The organism is Chitinophaga deserti (genome assembly GCF_003149455.1).
In the GTDB taxonomy this organism is placed as follows: domain Bacteria; phylum Bacteroidota; class Bacteroidia; order Chitinophagales; family Chitinophagaceae; genus Chitinophaga; species Chitinophaga deserti.
Genome location: NZ_QFFK01000002.1, coordinates 317,618 through 334,381 on the forward strand (window position 1 = coordinate 317,618; position 16,764 = coordinate 334,381).

The window sequence follows — 16,764 nt, forward strand, 5'->3', positions numbered from 1 at the left end:
AAAAAAAGGCGCCTGTTACGGCGCCTTTTTTTATGCTATTAATTTTGTCGCGGAATTAATTATTTATCCATCAGCCTTACTACCTCCAGCACTGTATTGGCCGCCTGATAGAAAAACGACGGATGAATACGGGAAAACTCATCACTGGCTTTATGATAATCCGGATGATCTTCCACACCGAAGTAGATGAACGGGATATTCTTTCTGTGAAACACGCCATGGTCGCTCTGGCTGGTCCAGTTCTGGCTGCCTTCCTCAGGCTTGTCGTGCCCGGTAAGCAATATGATCTTCGATTTGGCGGCAGCTGCCTGAATGTATGGTTTTAGCCGGGGATAATGGAATGTACCGCAGGCATAAAGTTCTTTCTTATCGTTGCGGCTTACCATATCGAGGTTGATGTTTGCCACCATCTTAGTGAGCGGCACCGGCGGCCTGTCCAGGAAGGCTTTGGCGCCCTGCAGACCCATTTCCTCGGCATCGAAGGCTGCGAATATCAGGGTATGGCGGGGAGGGTGTTTGGCGAACCAGGCAGCCATACCAAGAATAGCCGCCACACCGGATGCATTATCATCCGCCCCGTTGAAAATACTGTCGGCCTTATTAGCCGCGCCGTTTACACCGATATGATCGTAGTGGGCGGAAATAACGATCACGCTGTCGGTTTTACCGGGGATATAACCATACAGATTAGTGCCCATCGTGCGCACATCTCCACGGGTAAAGTAAAACGGCTGCTCATACGTGCCCGACATAGGCTTGATCCCCGCTTTTTTGAACCTGTCCAGCAAATAGAATTGCGCCATACGGTTTCCTTTGGTGCCCGTTTGTCGTCCTTCAAACTTATTGTCACTAAGGGTTTCCACATCATTCAGCAGCTGGGAAGAGTCTATTTGCGCAAAAGCGCTCTGCGTAATGGCAGCGCAGCATATCAGGGTCAGAAGTGTCTTCATCCGGATGGCATTTTCCCAAATGTAGCGAATAACGGCTGCTAAACATATGCAGTGCTGCCGGAGCGGTATAAAAAAAGCCGGCATCCTGTTGGATGCCGGCTGCTGTATGATCAATAACGATTATTAGATGAAGATGTTATAAACAGCCCAGCTGCAGGCATAGGCCAGGAGGGTCATGTACACGAACTGGATGATGGGGTACTTCCAGCTTTTGGTTTCGCGCTTCACAATGGCGAGGGTACTCATACACTGCATGGCAAAGGCGTAAAAGATCATGAGGGAAAGTCCGGTGGCAAGGTTGTAAACCGGCCTGCCATCGCTCCATTTAGCTGCGGCCATTTTCTCCCGTAAGGTAGCATCGCTTTCTTCTGTATCGCCTACACTGTAAAGGGTGGCCATGGTACCTACGAATACTTCGCGGGCCGCAAAGGAAGTGATGAGTGCAATACCGATTTTCCAATCATAGCCCAGAGGTTTCACTACCGGTTCAATGGCGTGGCCGAGGATGCCTGCGTAGCTGTTAGCCAGTTTGGCAGATTGCATTTCGTGGTTAATATCTTCGATGCGGGCGCTGTCGGTTTCATTGGCAAGAACCTGTTCGTACTTTTCATTTACCGCGTCCATCCTGCCAGCGGGGCCGTAGGAAGCGAGGAACCAGAGTACTACTGATATTACCATGATCACTTTACCGGCATCGGTGATGAAGATTTTCGCTTTTTCGATCATGGTGGTGCCTACGTTTTTCCAGCGGGGAGAACGGTATACGGGCAGTTCCATGATGAAATAACTCTTTTCGCGGATCTTAATAAACAGCTTCATCACGGCGGCTACGATAAACGCCATCACAAAACCCAGCAGGTACAGCGCCATCATGGCAAGCCCCTGCAGGTTAAAGATACCCAGCACAGGAGTATCCGGGATCACGAGGGCGATCATGATGGTATAGATGGGCAACCTGGCGGAGCAGCTCATGAGCGGGGTGATCATGATGGTGATGAGGCGCTCCTTCCGGTTTTCTATACTGCGGGCAGCCATGATGGCGGGTACCGCGCAGGCAACACCACTGATCAGCGGCATAACCGATTTACCGTTGAGGCCTACCTGGCGCATAAGCCTGTCGGTAAGGAAACTGATGCGGGCCATGTACCCTGTATCTTCGAGGATGGTGATCAGCCCGAAGAGGATCATGATCTGGGGGATGAACACGGCGATGCCTCCCAACCCGGCAATAACGCCGTTAATGAGCAGGTCGCTCCAGTTGTTTTCAGGCAGTATGCCGGAAAGCCATCCGCCCACTGCGCCAAAACCGGCCTCGATCAGATCCATGGGGTAGGAGGCCAGCCAGAAAATGCTTTGGAAGAGGAGGAACAACACACCCAGCAGGATAACGTATCCCCAGACACGGTGGAGGAGGATGTTATCTATCCTTTCCGTCTGGAGTTGCTGCTGCAGCGGGTCGGTTTCCACAACCGTACCGTTCATGATATGTTTGATGCGGGCATAACGTTGCATGATCTCGTCTGCCTGCACTTTGGTTTTGTTGAAACGCTGTGCCTGTAAAAGATTCCGGAGCTCCTGCTGCTTTGTGGCATTAATGAAAGGCAGCTCATCGTGATTGGCAGCCACGTGAAGCGCGGCATAATCGCTGGAAACAGGGAAGATCGCTTTCACCCCGTCGATCACTCCGGGGGCCAGCTGATGATTATCGATGAATTCACGTGCGGGAGAACTGAATTTTTCCTGCGCGATCAGTTCTATATTTTTCTTCAGTGGCTGAAGACCTTTATTCTTACGGGGATTGATGGCTACCACAGGCACACCCAGTTCACGCTCCAGCCCGGCCAGGTCTACTTCAATACCTTTCTTCTTGGCGATATCCATCATGGTAAGGCCGATGATTACGGGCATTTTGAGATCTATGATCTGCGAGCAGAAGAGCAGGTTGCGTTTGAGGTTGGATGCGTCGGCTATCACGAGGATCATATCCGGACGGTCCGGACCTTCCGGGTGAAGGAGCACATCATAGGTCACGTATTCATCTGCACTTTTAGGGTACAGGCTGTAGGTGCCGGGCAGGTCGATGATATTCGCTTCCAGCTGCGGCGATATGCGGGCGCTGCCGGTTTTCTTGTCTACCGTAACGCCGGGGAAGTTGCCTACTTTCTGATTTAATCCTGTCAGCGCATTAAAGAGCGAGCTTTTGCCGCTGTTCGGGTTGCCGACCAGCGCAATATTGATTGGTGCCTTCATCCTTATCTGTTCCTCCGGTTTTTTGAATATGCAAAACTAGCAATTAATAAGGGAGGGGAATGATCGGATCGGGAAAAAAGGGCCAGCGGTAAGCCTAAAAAGTAAAACCGCGGTGAAGACCGCGGTTTCTCAGGTTTTAGAAACTAAACTTATTGTGACGAATTGCTTTTTTAGGAAAGTACTGTTGGCGTGCGGAACAGGAAGCCGATGAAGCTTGCTGCTGCAGTTGTTTTCGGAAGGGGCGCAGCTACCGGAACTGTATCCGTCTTCGCAGGGGGCTGGTTACCATCCGGGCCCTGGTAGCGGTAGTTACGGTTCAGCGAATCGCGATGGTGACGCTCGGTGCCGGGGTTTGCGGGCAGTTCCCTTCTTTCCCAGTTACCGTTATCGTTCATTTTCAGATCGATACGCTCATTTTCATCCCAGTTATGCCCTTCATCCCACCAGCGGCCGTAACGGTACCCGTTGATGTGGTAGTGATCGCGAGCCTTGCGGTCGATGATCAGCTCCTTACCAGCGGGAACATATATCGTTAATACTACATGTTGCCCACGGTATTTTGAATTATGGCGGGGGATGGAGAAGCCGGTAGGCAGGTACAGCATGGAATCGTTCTGATTAACCTGGAAGGTAATCTGGCGGGCCAGATCCCTCGCTTCGGAGCTGCTGCCGCCGCGGGATCTCTTTGTGATCTCCATACCGAACTGATCGTTCGGGCTCTTTTCCATGTTGATATGGATCAGATCGATCACAGCAGTATCGTCAGTGATATGCAGATGGTCGAAGATATTATGTTCTTCTATATCCAGCAGATCATCCGCAGGGGATATAATGAGGCGGCCATTGGAGGGCTGCTGTAAGCTGATGGTTTCCCGAACACCGTTGCCGGTAGTGAAATCGCGTGACAATGAAACCGCGAGTGTAATGGCGAGTACGATACCGAGTATCCAGAAGAACCCGAGCGTCATGCCGGCATATTTGTTCGGCATCCTGTTGCCGGTGATTTTACGCACCAAGAAGAGGATAAGGCCGAGGATGGGAATCCCGATCAGGAGGGCAATAACCGGCCAGAAGAGCATGGCCTGCGTGCCGCCAACGAAAATGAGGTCTTTGATCGGCAGGAGGACCGCGGAAAAGGAGGCAGCGGTGATCAGGCCCGCAACCAGCACGAAGAGCATCACGAAACCGAAGAAGAGGAAGAACCCTTTGGCCAGCCAAACGATGGCGTTAGCCAATCCCCGGAAGAATGATTCGATGGCAGATCCGGCATCTCTACCGAACTGTTTTCCGCGGCCCGTAGAAAAATTTCGCATATCGTCCCCCATTCTTTCCATGCGGGCACGGATGGTGCTCATTTCTTCCTGAACGGTCGCTTTAATATTATTCAGATCCACCTTCTCCCCACGCATTTCCAGTTTCTCTGCGGTGGTTTCCGCTTCAGGCGTTGCAAACCAGAGGATCAGATAAAGAAGGATACCACCACCCCACAGCAGCGCTGTGATGACGAAGAGGATACGCAGCACCACGGGATCGATGCGGAAGTAAGCGGCAAGACCAGCGCATACGCCGCCTATCACTTTATTATCCGTATCGCGGTAGAAGCGTTTACGGGGGCGGATGTACTGGTCGTAGTTGAACTGCTGGTTTTCCTGTTTGCCCGCTCCGGAAGAAGCGGAAGCGTTGCCGCCAGCAGGCTGCTCTTCGCTGAATTGCTCAGGAGTACCCATGGAAGCCTTGATCTCGCTCACATCTTCATCAGTGATGCAATGGGCACCTTTACGGATCTTATCCTGGAACACCTCTGCGATGCGGCTTTCGATATCGCTCACAATCTCATCGGCTCCCTCTTCCTGCGAGAAGTATCGCTTGAGGCTGTCCAGGTAGAGCCGGAGCAGCTCATAAGCCGAATCCTCGATGGGAATCAGGCGGCTGGAGAGGTTTATGTTGATAATCTTTTTCATCACAAAATCTGGTTTTTAGGTTTTGGGTGGATGGTAATTTATTGATTTACATTTGGTTGAGTGAGCTGGTGAACAGCGTTAGCCAGTTCGTTCCAGGTGGCCTCCAGTACTTTATAAAAGGATTCCCCTTTATCTGTCATGGAGAAGTACTTGCGTGGAGGCCCCGAGCTGCTTTCTACCCAACGGTAAGTGAGAAATTCCGCATTCTTGAGGCGTGTCAAAAGCGGATATAAAGTCCCTTCCAGGATATCCAGCTTCGCTTCTTTCATTTTTTCAATAATGTCTGAAGGATAAGCCTCGCCTTGCTTGATGATGGACAGAATGCAAAACTCCAGCACCCCTTTTCTCATCTGTGATTGTGTGTTATCTATATTCATGGCAAGTGAGCTTTGTTTTTAAGCTGATCATTCAGCTTGACATAACAAAGATATGAACAATTTAGTACTGTGCAATGCCGAATACCGTTTAATGCAAAATAACTTGTTTAGAACATTACCGGCTTTGGGCATGTAATTGAATACAGGAAAGGGTTTGATGGGAATTCAGGGAAAAGGGAGAGGGGAATGATTTGTGATGAGCGGTAAATGCCAGGGATGAGTAATAGTTTCAAAAATTAACTATAAGTAACAGATTTATAGGGGTTTAAGGGTTATTTAACATTTTTTTGACCCGGAAAAGTATGTTTTATGATGTTCCTGGGTTACTTTTGCTTGAGACTAAAAAGTGTCTTATACAATTCATGAAAAAGTTAATCAGTATTTTCCTCTTTGGCCTGATGTGCATTCAGGTGCTTCCTATTAAGGAAGTAGGGAAACTGCTGTTTAATAATCAGATTGTGGAAGAACATGTGGAAGGCAGTTATGGCTCAAAGGGCATTAAGCTCGCGAGTGATCTGAACTGCCATCGTTATGGAGAAGGCGAAACTGAAATGAACCCCGCCCTTTTCCTGACCACATTCACCTACCGTTTATTTGAGGACATCCCTGCCGGCCCTGTGCAGGAGATTCAGACACCGCCTCCGAACGTGCTTTCTTAAGTACCGTTCGCGCCGCCTGTTCCGGGATTGGCGCATTGACTTTTCATTTTTTTATTTCTCGACACGGAAGACGCATCTGCATGGCCGGATAAGGCTGTTTCGATGTTTCCCTTCATGATCCCCGCACTGCAGGCGGCACCCATGATGCGGCAACTATAGCAAACAGGCTTTATTCAGGCGCAAATCGTTCCGGCATGGCCTGATTGACTGCGGCCGGCCAGAGCGCGCGATGCAGGCTCCGTATAAAAACAAAGCTACATGAGCAAGCAAATTCCTGCTATGTCCAATATTAAGGGCGACCTCTCTGCGGGGCTGGTGGTGTTTCTAATTGCGGTTCCCCTTTGCCTCGGTATTGCCCTGGCATCCGGTGCACCATTATTTTCAGGTCTTATCGCGGGTATCGTTGGTGGTATCGTGGTAGGTTCTTTCAGTGGCTCCCAATTAAGCGTAAGCGGCCCTGCGGCAGGCCTTACTGCCATAGTACTTACCGCTATCGGTAAACTGGGTGCTTTCGAATCATTCCTCCTGGCAGTAGTACTGGCCGGTGCTTTCCAGCTGCTGCTGGGCTTTATCCGCGCCGGGCTGATCGCCAATTACTTTCCGTCTAATGTTATTACCGGTATGCTCACCGCTATCGGTGTTATTATCGTTTTAAAGCAGATCCCCCATGCTTTCGGGTACGACAAGCATTCTGAGGGAGAACTTGCATTCATCCAACACGATGGGGAAAATACTTTTACCTCCATCCTGAGCACCATTAATCATATACAACTGGGCGCGGTTATCATTACCGTGGTTTCCATTCTAATCCTGTTGTACTGGCAGAAGGTTCCGAAACTGAAAGCCATCCCCGCCCCGCTGGTGGCAGTGCTGGTAGGCATCGGCCTTAACGCGCTGTTCATTGCCTCCGGCTCTACGCTGGCCCTGGAGCAAAGCCACCTGGTAACGCTCCCCGTTGCTGACTCTTTCAGCAGCTTCGTTGGCCAGTTCAGCCTCCCCGATTTCAGCAAGATCCTCGACAAGGATGTGATCATCGTTGCGGCAACCATCGCAACCGTGGCCTCCATCGAGACCTTGCTGAACCTCGAGGCTACTGACAAACTGGATCCGCTGAAAAGATATTCCGATCCCAACCGCGAGCTTCGTGCACAGGGTATCGGTAATATGATCAGCGGTCTCATTGGTGGTTTGCCTGTCACTTCCGTGATTGTGCGCTCATCCGCCAACATCAACGCCGGCGGCCGTACCAAAGCTGCTACCGTAATACACGGTATGCTCCTCCTGGTGTGCGCCGCCCTTATCCCGGTATTGCTGAACATGATCCCGTACGCTACACTGGCAGCCGTACTGCTGGTTACGGGTTACAAACTCTGCAAGCCCACTGTCTTCAAACAAATGTTCGCGAAAGGAAAGTATCAGTGGATCCCCTTCCTGGTTACCGTAGTGGTGATCGTGGTTACCGATCTGCTGATGGGTGTGGCCATCGGCCTGGGTGTAAGCGTGCTGTTCCTCCTCTGGGGTAACATGAAAAGCCCTTACTTCTTCCGCAAAGAGCATTACCGTACCGGCGATATGTTTGTACTGGAACTCTCCCAGGAAGTGTCTTTCCTCAACAAAGCCAACATCCTGCTTACGCTGGATAAAATGCCCGATAACAGCACCGTTATCATCGATGCCGCTAAAACGGTATACATCGATCAGGACGTGCTGGATATCATCCGGGAGTTTACCCAGATAAAAGCACCGCAGAAGCATATCAAAGTTGTGCTGCGCGGTTTTAAAGAAGCGTATAAAATAAACAATACAGACCATCTCTTCCTGAACGGAGAAAAAGAATCACCTGTTGCAGTATCCCACTCACAGGGCACGCACAAAGAATTGTTAAAAGAACTATCAGTCAATTAAAAAAATTATCGGAACATGAGAACACACAACAAACTCTCCCAGAGCAATACAACGCCGGAAATGGCACTGCAGATACTGAAAGAAGGTAATGAGCGCTTTGTAAGCAACCTGCGCTTCAACCGCAACCTGCTGCAGATGGTAAATGACACCAAAGAAGGACAGTGGCCGGTAGCTGCAATCGTTAGTTGCATGGATTCCCGCACTTCCGCAGAGCTGGTGTTTGATCAGGGCCTCGGAGATATCTTCAGCATCCGCCTTGCAGGTGCCGTTGTATCCGACAACGTACTGGGCAGCCTTGAGTACGCCTGTAAAGTAGCAGGTTCTAAATTCATCGTAGTGTTGGGCCATACCCATTGCGGTGCCATCAAAGGCGCCTGCGACCATGTGGAAATGGGTAACCTTACCGGCCTGTTGGGCAAAATCCGCCCCGCGGTTTTCCAGGAGAAAACGATTACAGAAAACAGAACATCCAAAAACCACGATTTCGTGGAAGCTGTTACAAATATCCACACCGAGCGTTCGGTGCAGGCTATTCTCGAACAGAGCATCATTCTCGCAGAGATGATCGATAACGGGGAAGTAGGCATTATCGGAGCCATGTATGATGTCGAAACTGGCGTGGTTACTTTCCATGAGCACACCAAACGGATCGGGCATCCGTTAGAAGTTGCGGAAAAAACAGCCTGACCCTGAAAAGTCAAAAGCCGGAAGAGCAGTCGCTTCCGGCTTTTTTTATGCTGTAATATTTTGTAGTCCTACATGAACTTATCGCCTTTATGGCGCTTCACTTCGGCAACATATTCCTTGATCTGCTGCTCGTTCTGCTTTTTGCAGATGAGTAACACATCGTTAGTATCGATCACGATCATATCATCCAGCCCCTGCAGCAGTACAAGCTTATCGTTGGGCGCTTTTACCATGCATTTGGTTGCATCTATCACCATCACGTTTTTACCCTGTACGGCATTCCCGAGATAATCCTTCTCCAGGTTCTCGTATGCGGAAGCCCATGTGCCAAGGTCACTCCAGCCGAAGTTGGAGGGGATCACATACACGTTATCTGCCTTCTCCATGATTCCGTAATCGATGGAAATATTGGTGCACTGGGAGTAGATACGCTCGATTGCCTCCTTCTCTTTGGGAGAATTCAGGGTATCGGCGCTCTGCACAAACAGCTCATCCATTTCAGGAAGATGTGCGGCAAGTGCCTGAAGTATGGATTTAACGTTCCAGACGAAAATACCTGCGTTCCAGAGGAAGTCACCACTTTTCAGGAAGGTTTTGGCCAGTTCCAGGTTGGGCTTTTCCGTGAACGTTTTCACTTTGTATACGTTGTCTGCCACCTGCTCAGTTTCGTACTGGATGTAACCGTAGCCGGTGTCGGGCCGGGTGGGTTTAATACCCAGTGTGAGAAGTGCACTGTGTTTCTGTGCGAACAGGAGGGCGTTCAGGCAGGTTGTGGTGAAAGACATGGCATCCATGATCAGATGGTCTGCCGGTGCGCAGATCATGCTGGCTTTGGGGTCTTTCTTGTGGATCTTATGGGAAATATATGCCACACAGGGTGCGGTATTTTTCCGCGAAGGCTCGCTCACAATATTATCCGAAGGAAGGTTGGGCAATTGCTTGGCCACCGTATCCGAATACTGATGATGGGTGACCACATAAATGTTTTCCTCGGGAATAAACTGGGCAAACCGTTCATAGGTCCACTGCAAAAGCGTTTTGCCGGTGTTCAGGATATCGAGGAACTGTTTCGGATAGTCTGTGCGGCTATAAGGCCAGAATCGGCTGCCAATTCCTCCGGCCATAATGGCCACGTAAAAATGGTTATTCAACGGTGTCATCGTTTAAATAATTCCTTCTCGGATTAAGTCGTGTAAATGTATAATTCCATGATACTGATCACCTTTCATGACCAATAATTGGGTGATGTCGTTCGTTCTCATCATTTCCAGTGCATTTACCGCCAGCTCGTCGTACTGGATGGTTTTCGGGTTGCTGCTCATAATGTCTGCCGCAGTAACGCCGGCGGCATCCATATTCTTTTCCAGCATCCGCCGAAGGTCTCCATCGGTAATAATGCCCCGGAGGCGGTCTTCTGCATCCACAACGCCGGTTACACCGAGCATTTTGGAGGAGATTTCCACAATTACATCGCGAAGCCCGCTTTCAAGGCGCACTTTAGGCACCTGGTGCTGGCGGCTGAGATCGCCTACCTTGAGATAGAGCTTTTTGCCGAGGGTGCCTCCCGGGTGGAACCGGGCAAAGTCTTCTGCGGTAAAGCCTTTCATCTCAATGAGGCAAACGGCCAGCGCGTCGCCCATTACCATTTGTGCCGTTGTGCTGGAAGTGGGGGCCAGGTTATTGGGGCAGGCCTCCTGCGATACGTACGTATTTAGCACAAAATGTGCCGATTGTGCCAGGTAGGAGTCGGTTTTCCCCACTATGGCAACCAGGGTGTTACCTAAATTGCGGACCAATGGTACAAGCACCTTGATTTCGGGAGATTCCCCGCTTTTGGAAATGCAAACCACCACATCTTCAGGCGTAATCATGCCTAAATCACCGTGAATGGCATCTGCCGCATGCATAAACAGGGCAGGGGTACCTGTGGAATTAAGGGTGGCCACGATCTTTTGGGCGATAATGGCACTTTTGCCGATCCCGGTTATCACCACACGGCCCGTGCAGGCCGCTATCAGCTCCACCACACGCTCGAAATCCTCGTTAATGTAGTGTTCCAGGCTTCCGATAGCTGCCGATTCCAGCCTGATCGTGCTTTTTCCTGTTTCCCGAATATTGACGGTTACCTTTTGTTTCATGCGACAAACACAAATTTATCATTTTTTAACCAAGCATCGCGATCCTGTAAATTATATTGACACAACGGGGTTTTTTAAGTAATTTCGTGTCCCCCAAAATTATATGTCAAATATATTTCATCTATGTGCAGCGTATTATCGCTGCAATTTCACTGGATCTAAATAACAAATGTGATGGCTGTTGCAAAGGTAAGTTTGTTGGATGCATTACACGAACATTTTGGGTTTGATACCTTCAAAGGGAATCAGGAGAAGATTATTAATAGCATACTTTCCGGAAAAGATACATTTGTGATCATGCCAACCGGCGGCGGTAAATCTCTCTGCTACCAACTGCCGGCCCTGATGAGCCCCGGAGTAGCGCTCATAGTAAGCCCGCTGATCGCGCTGATGAAAAACCAGGTAGACCTGGTTCGTTCTTACAGCAGCAAGGATAACGTGGCTCACTTCCTGAATTCTACCCTCACTAAGGCCCAGATCAAGAAGGTTCGTACCGATTTGCAGTCCGGCAAAACAAAAATGCTGTACGTAGCGCCTGAAACGCTTACGAAACAGGAAAATATCGACTTCTTCCGCGAGCTGGAGATTTCCTTCATAGCTGTGGATGAAGCTCACTGTATTTCCGAATGGGGGCACGACTTCCGTCCGGAATACCGGCGTTTAAAGGAAATGATCGAAATGATCAGCCCTAAACTCCCCATTATCGCTCTCACCGCTACCGCTACGCCTAAAGTGCAGAGCGATATCATCAAGAACCTGGAACTGCACGAACCGGCGGTTTACATGTCGTCCTTCAACCGGCCCAACCTCTACTACGAGATCCGTCCGAAACGCAAGAAGGAACAAACCATCAAGGAGATCGTTAAGTTCATTCACCTGCATAAAGACAAATCGGGCATCATTTACACGCTTAACCGTAAAACCACGGAAGAGCTGGCCGATATGCTCGTTGCCAACGGTATTAAAGCCGTTGCCTACCATGCCGGACTGGATGCCACCACCCGTGCCCAGAGGCAGGATATGTTCCTCCTGGAAGACGTGGAGGTGATTGTAGCCACGATCGCCTTCGGCATGGGGATCGATAAGCCGGATGTTCGCTTCGTGATCCACTACAACATCCCCAAATCCCTCGAAAACTATTACCAGGAAACCGGCCGCGCAGGGCGCGACGGGCTGGAAGGGAACTGCATCTGCTTCTATTCCTACCAGGATGTACAGAAGCTGGAGCATCTGATGCGCGATAAACCCCTTTCCGAAAGGGAAATGGGGGCACAGCTCATCAACGAAACCGTTGCTTATGCCGAAAGCGCCGTATGCCGCCGCAAAGTGATCCTCCATTACTTCGGTGAAAAATACGATACGGAGAACTGTGGCAAGTGCGATAACTGCCGTAACCCGAAAGAGAAAATCGAAGTCAAGAACCGTGTCGTTATAGCCCTGAAAGCTATCCAGTCTCTCGAAGAACGATTCGGCTCCGACTATGTCGTGAATATCATTACCGGGAAAACGAACCCCCAGATCACCACGTTCCGCCACGATAAGCTGGAGGTATTCGGAGAAGGGAAGGAGTTCGACGCCCATTTCTGGAACTCACTCCTCCGGCAGATGATGCTGGAAGGACTGATCGATAAAGATATCGAAGAATACGGCCTGCTCAAGATCACCGAAAAGGGCCGTAAGTTCATGAAAAAGCCCTACCTCATCCACGTGGCCCTCAACCACCAGTTCGAAGAGGAAGTGGCCGAAGAAGAAGAAAACGCCGCCGCAGAGCCACAGCCTGCAGCAGACCCCGTGCTCTTCGAAATGCTGAAAGATCTGCGTAAGAAAGTGGCGAAAGAGAAAAACCTGCCTCCCTTCGTCATCTTCCTCGAAACATCCCTGGAAGATATGGCCACCCAATTCCCTACCAACACCCAGGAACTCGAAAAGATCCAGGGCGTGAGCAAAGGAAAGGCCATCCGCTACGGTAAACAGTTTATCGACGTAATCTCCAAATTTGTAGAGGAAAATGATATTGTAAGGCCGGACGATTTCGTGCTGAAAAGCGTGGTTAATAAAAGCGGGCTGAAAGTGTTCATCATTCAGAACATTGACAAGAAGATGCCCCTTGAAACCATTGCCCGTAACAAAGAACTTTCCTACTCCCAGCTGCTCGATGAAATGGAAACCATCGTAGCCAGTGGTACCAAACTGAACCTGGACTATTGCATCGACGAAGAGCTGGACGATTACGCACAGGACGAGATACTGGAATATTTCAAAGGCTGCGAAACATCGAGCCTTGCTGTAGCGAAAGAAGAACTGGAAGAAGGCAACTATTCGATTGAACAGTTGAAATTAATGCGCATCAAGTTTTTAGTGGTTTATGGGAATTAAAGAAGTTAAACAACAAATAGGAGACGTACGTTCACAGATTGTGCATCACCCGCTGTACAGGCATTTGCGTACCATTGAAGACGTGCGGAAGTTCATGGAACACCATGTATTTGCCGTATGGGATTTCATGAGCCTGCTGAAAGGATTACAGGGTGCCCTCACCTGTGTAACCACTCCATGGGTGCCGGTAGGCTCTCCTGAAACAAGGTTCCTTATCAACGAAATAGTTACCGGCGAAGAAAGCGATCTGGATTCCACAGGCACCATGCATTACAGCCACTTCGAACTGTACATCCTCGCGATGGAGCAGGCCGGTGCAGATACATCCAGAATCAAAAACCTGGTGGAAGGGATCCGCAGCGGGAAGCCATTGAGCACATTGCTGGAAGGATTCCCCGCTTCCGTGAAAGGATTTCTTGAATTTACTTTCGAAGTAATCAATACCGGCAAGCCGCACATCATGGCTGCCGTGTTTACTTTCGGCCGCGAAGATCTTATTCCTGATATGTTCTATTCACTGGTGAAAGATCTCAACGATCAGTTCCCCGGAAAGTTCGATATTTTCATCTATTACCTCGAGCGTCATATCGAAGTAGACGGCGATCATCACAGCAAACTCGCAGAAAAAATGGTGGATGAACTTTGCGGAAGCGATGAAACCAAGTGGGCTGAAAGTGCCGCCTATGCTGTGAAAGCGCTGGAGTGGAGAAATAATTTATGGAATGGCATTTCTGCAAAAGCAGAAATTTTTGAATAATGTTTTGGAGTTTTCAATAATTGTCCTACTTTTGCAATCCCCTTTACAGAGAAGGGCGCCTTGGTGCGGTAGCTCAGTTGGTAGAGCAATGGACTGAAAATCCATGTGTCGCCGGTTCGATCCCGGCCCACACCACAGAAAAAGAGATCATCGAAAGATGGTCTCTTTTTTTTTATTGTAGCTGGCAGTCTATTTACCGGTTAATAATACTTCATCCCAATCTTGTTTTGCTCATTACAAGCTTCCTCGCAATGTATACCCCTCCCTTTTGAGCATTTGCCATAACAGATTGTGAAATAAATCCTTACCATCCATGGCCTTCCACAATTTCCCCCACCCATTCGGCGGTGAAGGCATCCCCTGATTTTGTTCCCATTCCTCTTCTAAAAGCAACATTTTCCATGATAGATCAGTAAAAAAATTCCCTCTTTTTTTAACGTTGTTGTCCCATTTTCATTTTCCCGTTCCTTATTCTATCATAACTACATAAAGAAATAAAAACGGGGTATATGAAACCAAACGAACAACACAAAAGAGCCTTAATTATATGGCTGGCAATCTATCCTTTGATAACGATTTTAACCCTGTTCCCGGGAGAATACCTGATCCACCTTCCTTTATATGTCAGAACGCTGATTATGACCATCATCGCTGTTCCGCTTATGTTTTACGGCATGGTTCCTATACTGAATAAATTGTTTCACATCTGGCTGAACAACTAAAATAGCGCACATACATCCTTATCATCAATAAAAAGATCAATATGTCAGACAAAATAAAACAAGCCATCATCAACTTTGTAAAGGGTGGCGACAACAGCGATGTTCAATTATTAGACAAAGTATTGCACAAAGACTTCCGGGTTACCAACAACGGCTTTATGGGAATACCAGGCGTAACCATTATCGGGAAGGATAAGTACCTGCAAAATATTCGGGACGGCATTTTTGGAGGCCTCCCAAGAAAAATGCAGATTGAATCAATAGAAGAAAGCGGCACCATCGCCATGGTGAAACTGCGGCTGGAAAGTTCAGAAAACTATTTTGTTTCTTACAATTCACTCGTGCTGGATACAGATAACGAATGGCGGATCGTCAATAATCTGGCAGTCGTTGAAGCAAAAAAGTAAGGCCGCTTTACATTTTTTCATGTTTTGTACGATTTGATAGCGCTGGTGTTTGATCCTAATAACTTTCCGTGTTTTCTAAAATATTCAACCTCACTTCCATTGCGGTTGCAGGAATAGAAATTGTGCCGCGGCGGGTTTAAATATCCTCCGATTCACCCCTGGCACCCCTCTGATGCGTCTTACGTATATTCAGTTACAACAAAATCATCCTTACATGGGAATCATCACTTCCGTTATCACTTTTAAAGGCAAAGTGGGCAATATGATTGCCTACGAGCGCAACGGCAAAACCTGCCTGCGCACTGTGCCTGAAACCGTCAGGCAAACGGCCAATACCCGCCGTTCCGCCAAATGGTTCGGCGCTGCCAGCCGTAAAGGCGCCCTTATCCGCAGCGCACTGGCGCCCGATCTCGACATCCTCTGCGATGGCCATGCCGTGAACCGGCTCAACAGTACCATCGTAACCGCTGGCAGGAACAACCACGCAGCCCTGAAAGGCTTCCGCTTCAATGGGCATACCGGCATCGAAAAGTTCTTCCCCGAGATGCCTGTCTTCTCACAGGATGGTAAGCTGCATATCCCCGCGCAGAAGCTACAGGGCTTTGGAGATGCGGTACGGATGGAGGTAAAGCTCATCGCCACCCGGATCGACTTCACCACCCGCAGCGTTACAGGGATGGATGCAGACGTGCTGCACATCGACCTGGAGCAACCTTTCACAGGAGCGGATTTAACAGTAAACGTACCCGGCAAAGGAACTTTGCTGGTGACCCTGCAGGTGAGGACCTTCCTGAAAGACGGGGTTTCCTACGACAGAAGGCTTAATGCCGCCGAAATCATCGCCGTGGAAGAAGTGGTAACCCCGGAAGTGGTAGCCCCCAAATCGCGCCCCAACAAGCGGCAACCCCACGCTTCACTGGTTACCAAACCCACTATAAACGGTCAGGACCCCGTTCCGCGGGAATAACCCGCAGCCATGAATAAGGATATTTTGTTGTAAGAAGTTCATTATCAATTCATACGGATCCACAATCTACCCGGCAGGCCATCCCTCCGAAAGCCATTCCTATGAGCAGAAGGCACCCTGTTTCCTCCTTACAGGCCTGTTACCAACTAAGCCTTTCCTTCAGATCAAATACTCATCACCTCCGCATCAAGTCCACCTCATGTCCACCTCATCTCCGAACTTAATTGCAGGTTACTACGTAGTTACTACACAGATACTATATAGATACCAGCATGTAACACCATACTTTATCCCTCTTTTAGCCCTTAATTATCCCCCTATTAACTGTGCTTTATTCCGCACACACCAGGTCTTGTCCTCCACATTGATCCCGGTCTGGCCTTAAACTCAACTCCTGATCACCCCACCGGCACGGCTTATATTCCCTCACAAAGAGGCGTCTCCACGGGAACTTACATCCCCCCGACAAGATTTCTACGCCCGATGCTGCTGCTTTGCCATTTCACAACTATCCCGGTCTGGCCTTAAACTCAACTCCTGATCACCCCACCGGCACGGCTTATATTCCCTCACATAGAGGCGTCTCCACCGGAACTTACATCCCCCCA

The 16,764-nt window shown here is 49.3% G+C and carries 14 protein-coding genes and 1 tRNA gene; 9 read left to right on the plus strand and 6 right to left on the minus strand.

The window, feature by feature from the left end:
- Window positions 1-59 precede the first annotated feature (59 nt).
- The 4 genes from DEV76_RS05355 to DEV76_RS05370 form a co-directional block, all read right to left on the minus strand.
- The gene (locus DEV76_RS05355) at window positions 60-950 is read right to left on the minus strand and encodes a M28 family peptidase (protein WP_109696674.1); all 891 of its coding nucleotides are present in this window, start codon (window positions 948-950) and stop codon (window positions 60-62) included.
- 123 nt (window positions 951-1,073) lie between these two features.
- Entirely contained in the window at window positions 1,074-3,200 is a 2,127-nt protein-coding gene (gene feoB, locus DEV76_RS05360) for a ferrous iron transport protein B (protein ID WP_109695874.1), read from the minus strand.
- 170 nt (window positions 3,201-3,370) lie between these two features.
- A complete protein-coding gene (locus tag DEV76_RS05365) occupies window positions 3,371-5,161 on the minus strand; it encodes a PspC domain-containing protein (RefSeq protein ID WP_109695876.1) in 1,791 nt (596 codons plus the stop codon).
- 38 nt (window positions 5,162-5,199) lie between these two features.
- Window positions 5,200-5,538 (minus strand): PadR family transcriptional regulator, encoded by a 339-nt coding sequence (locus DEV76_RS05370; RefSeq protein WP_109695878.1) that lies wholly within the window; start codon window positions 5,536-5,538, stop codon window positions 5,200-5,202.
- Between the two features lie 362 nt (window positions 5,539-5,900).
- Here DEV76_RS05370 and DEV76_RS05375 point away from each other — a divergent pair, with 362 nt between their 5' ends.
- The 3 genes from DEV76_RS05375 to DEV76_RS05385 all read left to right on the plus strand — a co-directional run bounded on the left by DEV76_RS05375 (window position 5,901) and on the right by DEV76_RS05385 (window position 8,789).
- Window positions 5,901-6,197, plus strand: a complete 297-nt coding sequence (locus DEV76_RS05375; protein ID WP_109695880.1) for a hypothetical protein — start codon at window positions 5,901-5,903, stop codon at window positions 6,195-6,197.
- Between the two features lie 258 nt (window positions 6,198-6,455).
- Window positions 6,456-8,102 carry a SulP family inorganic anion transporter gene (locus DEV76_RS05380; protein ID WP_109695882.1) on the plus strand — a complete coding sequence of 549 codons (1,647 nt, stop codon included), beginning with the start codon at window positions 6,456-6,458 and terminating at the stop codon, window positions 8,100-8,102.
- A gap of 15 nt (window positions 8,103-8,117) precedes the next feature.
- On the plus strand, window positions 8,118-8,789 hold the full coding sequence (locus DEV76_RS05385; protein WP_109695884.1) for a carbonic anhydrase family protein: 672 nt from the start codon (window positions 8,118-8,120) through the stop codon (window positions 8,787-8,789).
- A gap of 68 nt (window positions 8,790-8,857) precedes the next feature.
- On the opposite strand, the gene DEV76_RS05390 is transcribed toward DEV76_RS05385, so the two are convergent.
- Window positions 8,858-9,949, minus strand: coding sequence for a mannose-1-phosphate guanylyltransferase (locus DEV76_RS05390; RefSeq protein WP_109695886.1), 1,092 nt, complete (start codon window positions 9,947-9,949; stop codon window positions 8,858-8,860).
- Between the two features lie 3 nt (window positions 9,950-9,952).
- Window positions 9,953-10,927: a KpsF/GutQ family sugar-phosphate isomerase gene (locus tag DEV76_RS05395; protein WP_109695888.1), complete on the minus strand. Its 975-nt coding sequence runs from the start codon at window positions 10,925-10,927 to the stop codon at window positions 9,953-9,955.
- Window positions 10,928-11,101: 174 nt separating this feature from the next.
- On the opposite strand from DEV76_RS05395, the gene recQ reads away from it, so the two are divergent.
- The 6 genes from recQ to DEV76_RS05420 all read left to right on the plus strand — a co-directional run bounded on the left by recQ (window position 11,102) and on the right by DEV76_RS05420 (window position 16,156).
- The gene (gene recQ / locus DEV76_RS05400) at window positions 11,102-13,303 is read left to right on the plus strand and encodes a DNA helicase RecQ (RefSeq protein ID WP_109695890.1); all 2,202 of its coding nucleotides are present in this window, start codon (window positions 11,102-11,104) and stop codon (window positions 13,301-13,303) included.
- Window positions 13,293-14,060, plus strand: a complete 768-nt coding sequence (locus DEV76_RS05405) for a DUF3050 domain-containing protein (RefSeq protein WP_109695892.1) — start codon at window positions 13,293-13,295, stop codon at window positions 14,058-14,060. The genes recQ and DEV76_RS05405 overlap by 11 nt, the downstream gene beginning before the upstream one ends.
- A 62-nt stretch (window positions 14,061-14,122) precedes the next feature.
- A tRNA-Phe gene (locus tag DEV76_RS05410) sits at window positions 14,123-14,195 on the plus strand.
- A gap of 374 nt (window positions 14,196-14,569) precedes the next feature.
- Entirely contained in the window at window positions 14,570-14,782 is a 213-nt protein-coding gene (locus tag DEV76_RS25865; RefSeq protein ID WP_157962728.1) for a hypothetical protein, read from the plus strand.
- Window positions 14,783-14,823: 41 nt separating this feature from the next.
- Window positions 14,824-15,189, plus strand: coding sequence for a nuclear transport factor 2 family protein (locus DEV76_RS05415; RefSeq protein WP_109695894.1), 366 nt, complete (start codon window positions 14,824-14,826; stop codon window positions 15,187-15,189).
- Between the two features lie 214 nt (window positions 15,190-15,403).
- Window positions 15,404-16,156, plus strand: a complete 753-nt coding sequence (locus DEV76_RS05420) for a hypothetical protein (RefSeq protein WP_109695897.1) — start codon at window positions 15,404-15,406, stop codon at window positions 16,154-16,156.
- Window positions 16,157-16,764: the final 608 nt, after the last annotated feature.

Excerpts from the sequence above, each read along its gene's own strand:
- DEV76_RS05420 (WP_109695897.1), top strand. The coding sequence starts at position 15,404 with ATGGGAATCATCACTTCCGTTATCACTTTTAAAGGCAAAGTGGGCAAT.
- DEV76_RS05405 (WP_109695892.1), top strand. The coding sequence starts at position 13,293 with ATGGGAATTAAAGAAGTTAAACAACAAATAGGAGACGTACGTTCACAG.
- DEV76_RS05365 (WP_109695876.1), bottom strand. The coding sequence starts at position 5,161 with ATGAAAAAGATTATCAACATAAACCTCTCCAGCCGCCTGATTCCCATC.
- DEV76_RS05370 (WP_109695878.1), bottom strand. The coding sequence starts at position 5,538 with ATGAATATAGATAACACACAATCACAGATGAGAAAAGGGGTGCTGGAG.
- recQ (WP_109695890.1), top strand. The coding sequence starts at position 11,102 with ATGGCTGTTGCAAAGGTAAGTTTGTTGGATGCATTACACGAACATTTT.
- DEV76_RS05390 (WP_109695886.1), bottom strand. The coding sequence starts at position 9,949 with ATGACACCGTTGAATAACCATTTTTACGTGGCCATTATGGCCGGAGGA.
- DEV76_RS05355 (WP_109696674.1), bottom strand. The coding sequence starts at position 950 with ATGAAGACACTTCTGACCCTGATATGCTGCGCTGCCATTACGCAGAGC.
- feoB (WP_109695874.1), bottom strand. The coding sequence starts at position 3,200 with ATGAAGGCACCAATCAATATTGCGCTGGTCGGCAACCCGAACAGCGGC.
- DEV76_RS05395 (WP_109695888.1), bottom strand. The coding sequence starts at position 10,927 with ATGAAACAAAAGGTAACCGTCAATATTCGGGAAACAGGAAAAAGCACG.
- DEV76_RS25865 (WP_157962728.1), top strand. The coding sequence starts at position 14,570 with ATGAAACCAAACGAACAACACAAAAGAGCCTTAATTATATGGCTGGCA.
- DEV76_RS05385 (WP_109695884.1), top strand. The coding sequence starts at position 8,118 with ATGAGAACACACAACAAACTCTCCCAGAGCAATACAACGCCGGAAATG.
- DEV76_RS05375 (WP_109695880.1), top strand. The coding sequence starts at position 5,901 with ATGAAAAAGTTAATCAGTATTTTCCTCTTTGGCCTGATGTGCATTCAG.
- DEV76_RS05380 (WP_109695882.1), top strand. The coding sequence starts at position 6,456 with ATGAGCAAGCAAATTCCTGCTATGTCCAATATTAAGGGCGACCTCTCT.
- DEV76_RS05415 (WP_109695894.1), top strand. The coding sequence starts at position 14,824 with ATGTCAGACAAAATAAAACAAGCCATCATCAACTTTGTAAAGGGTGGC.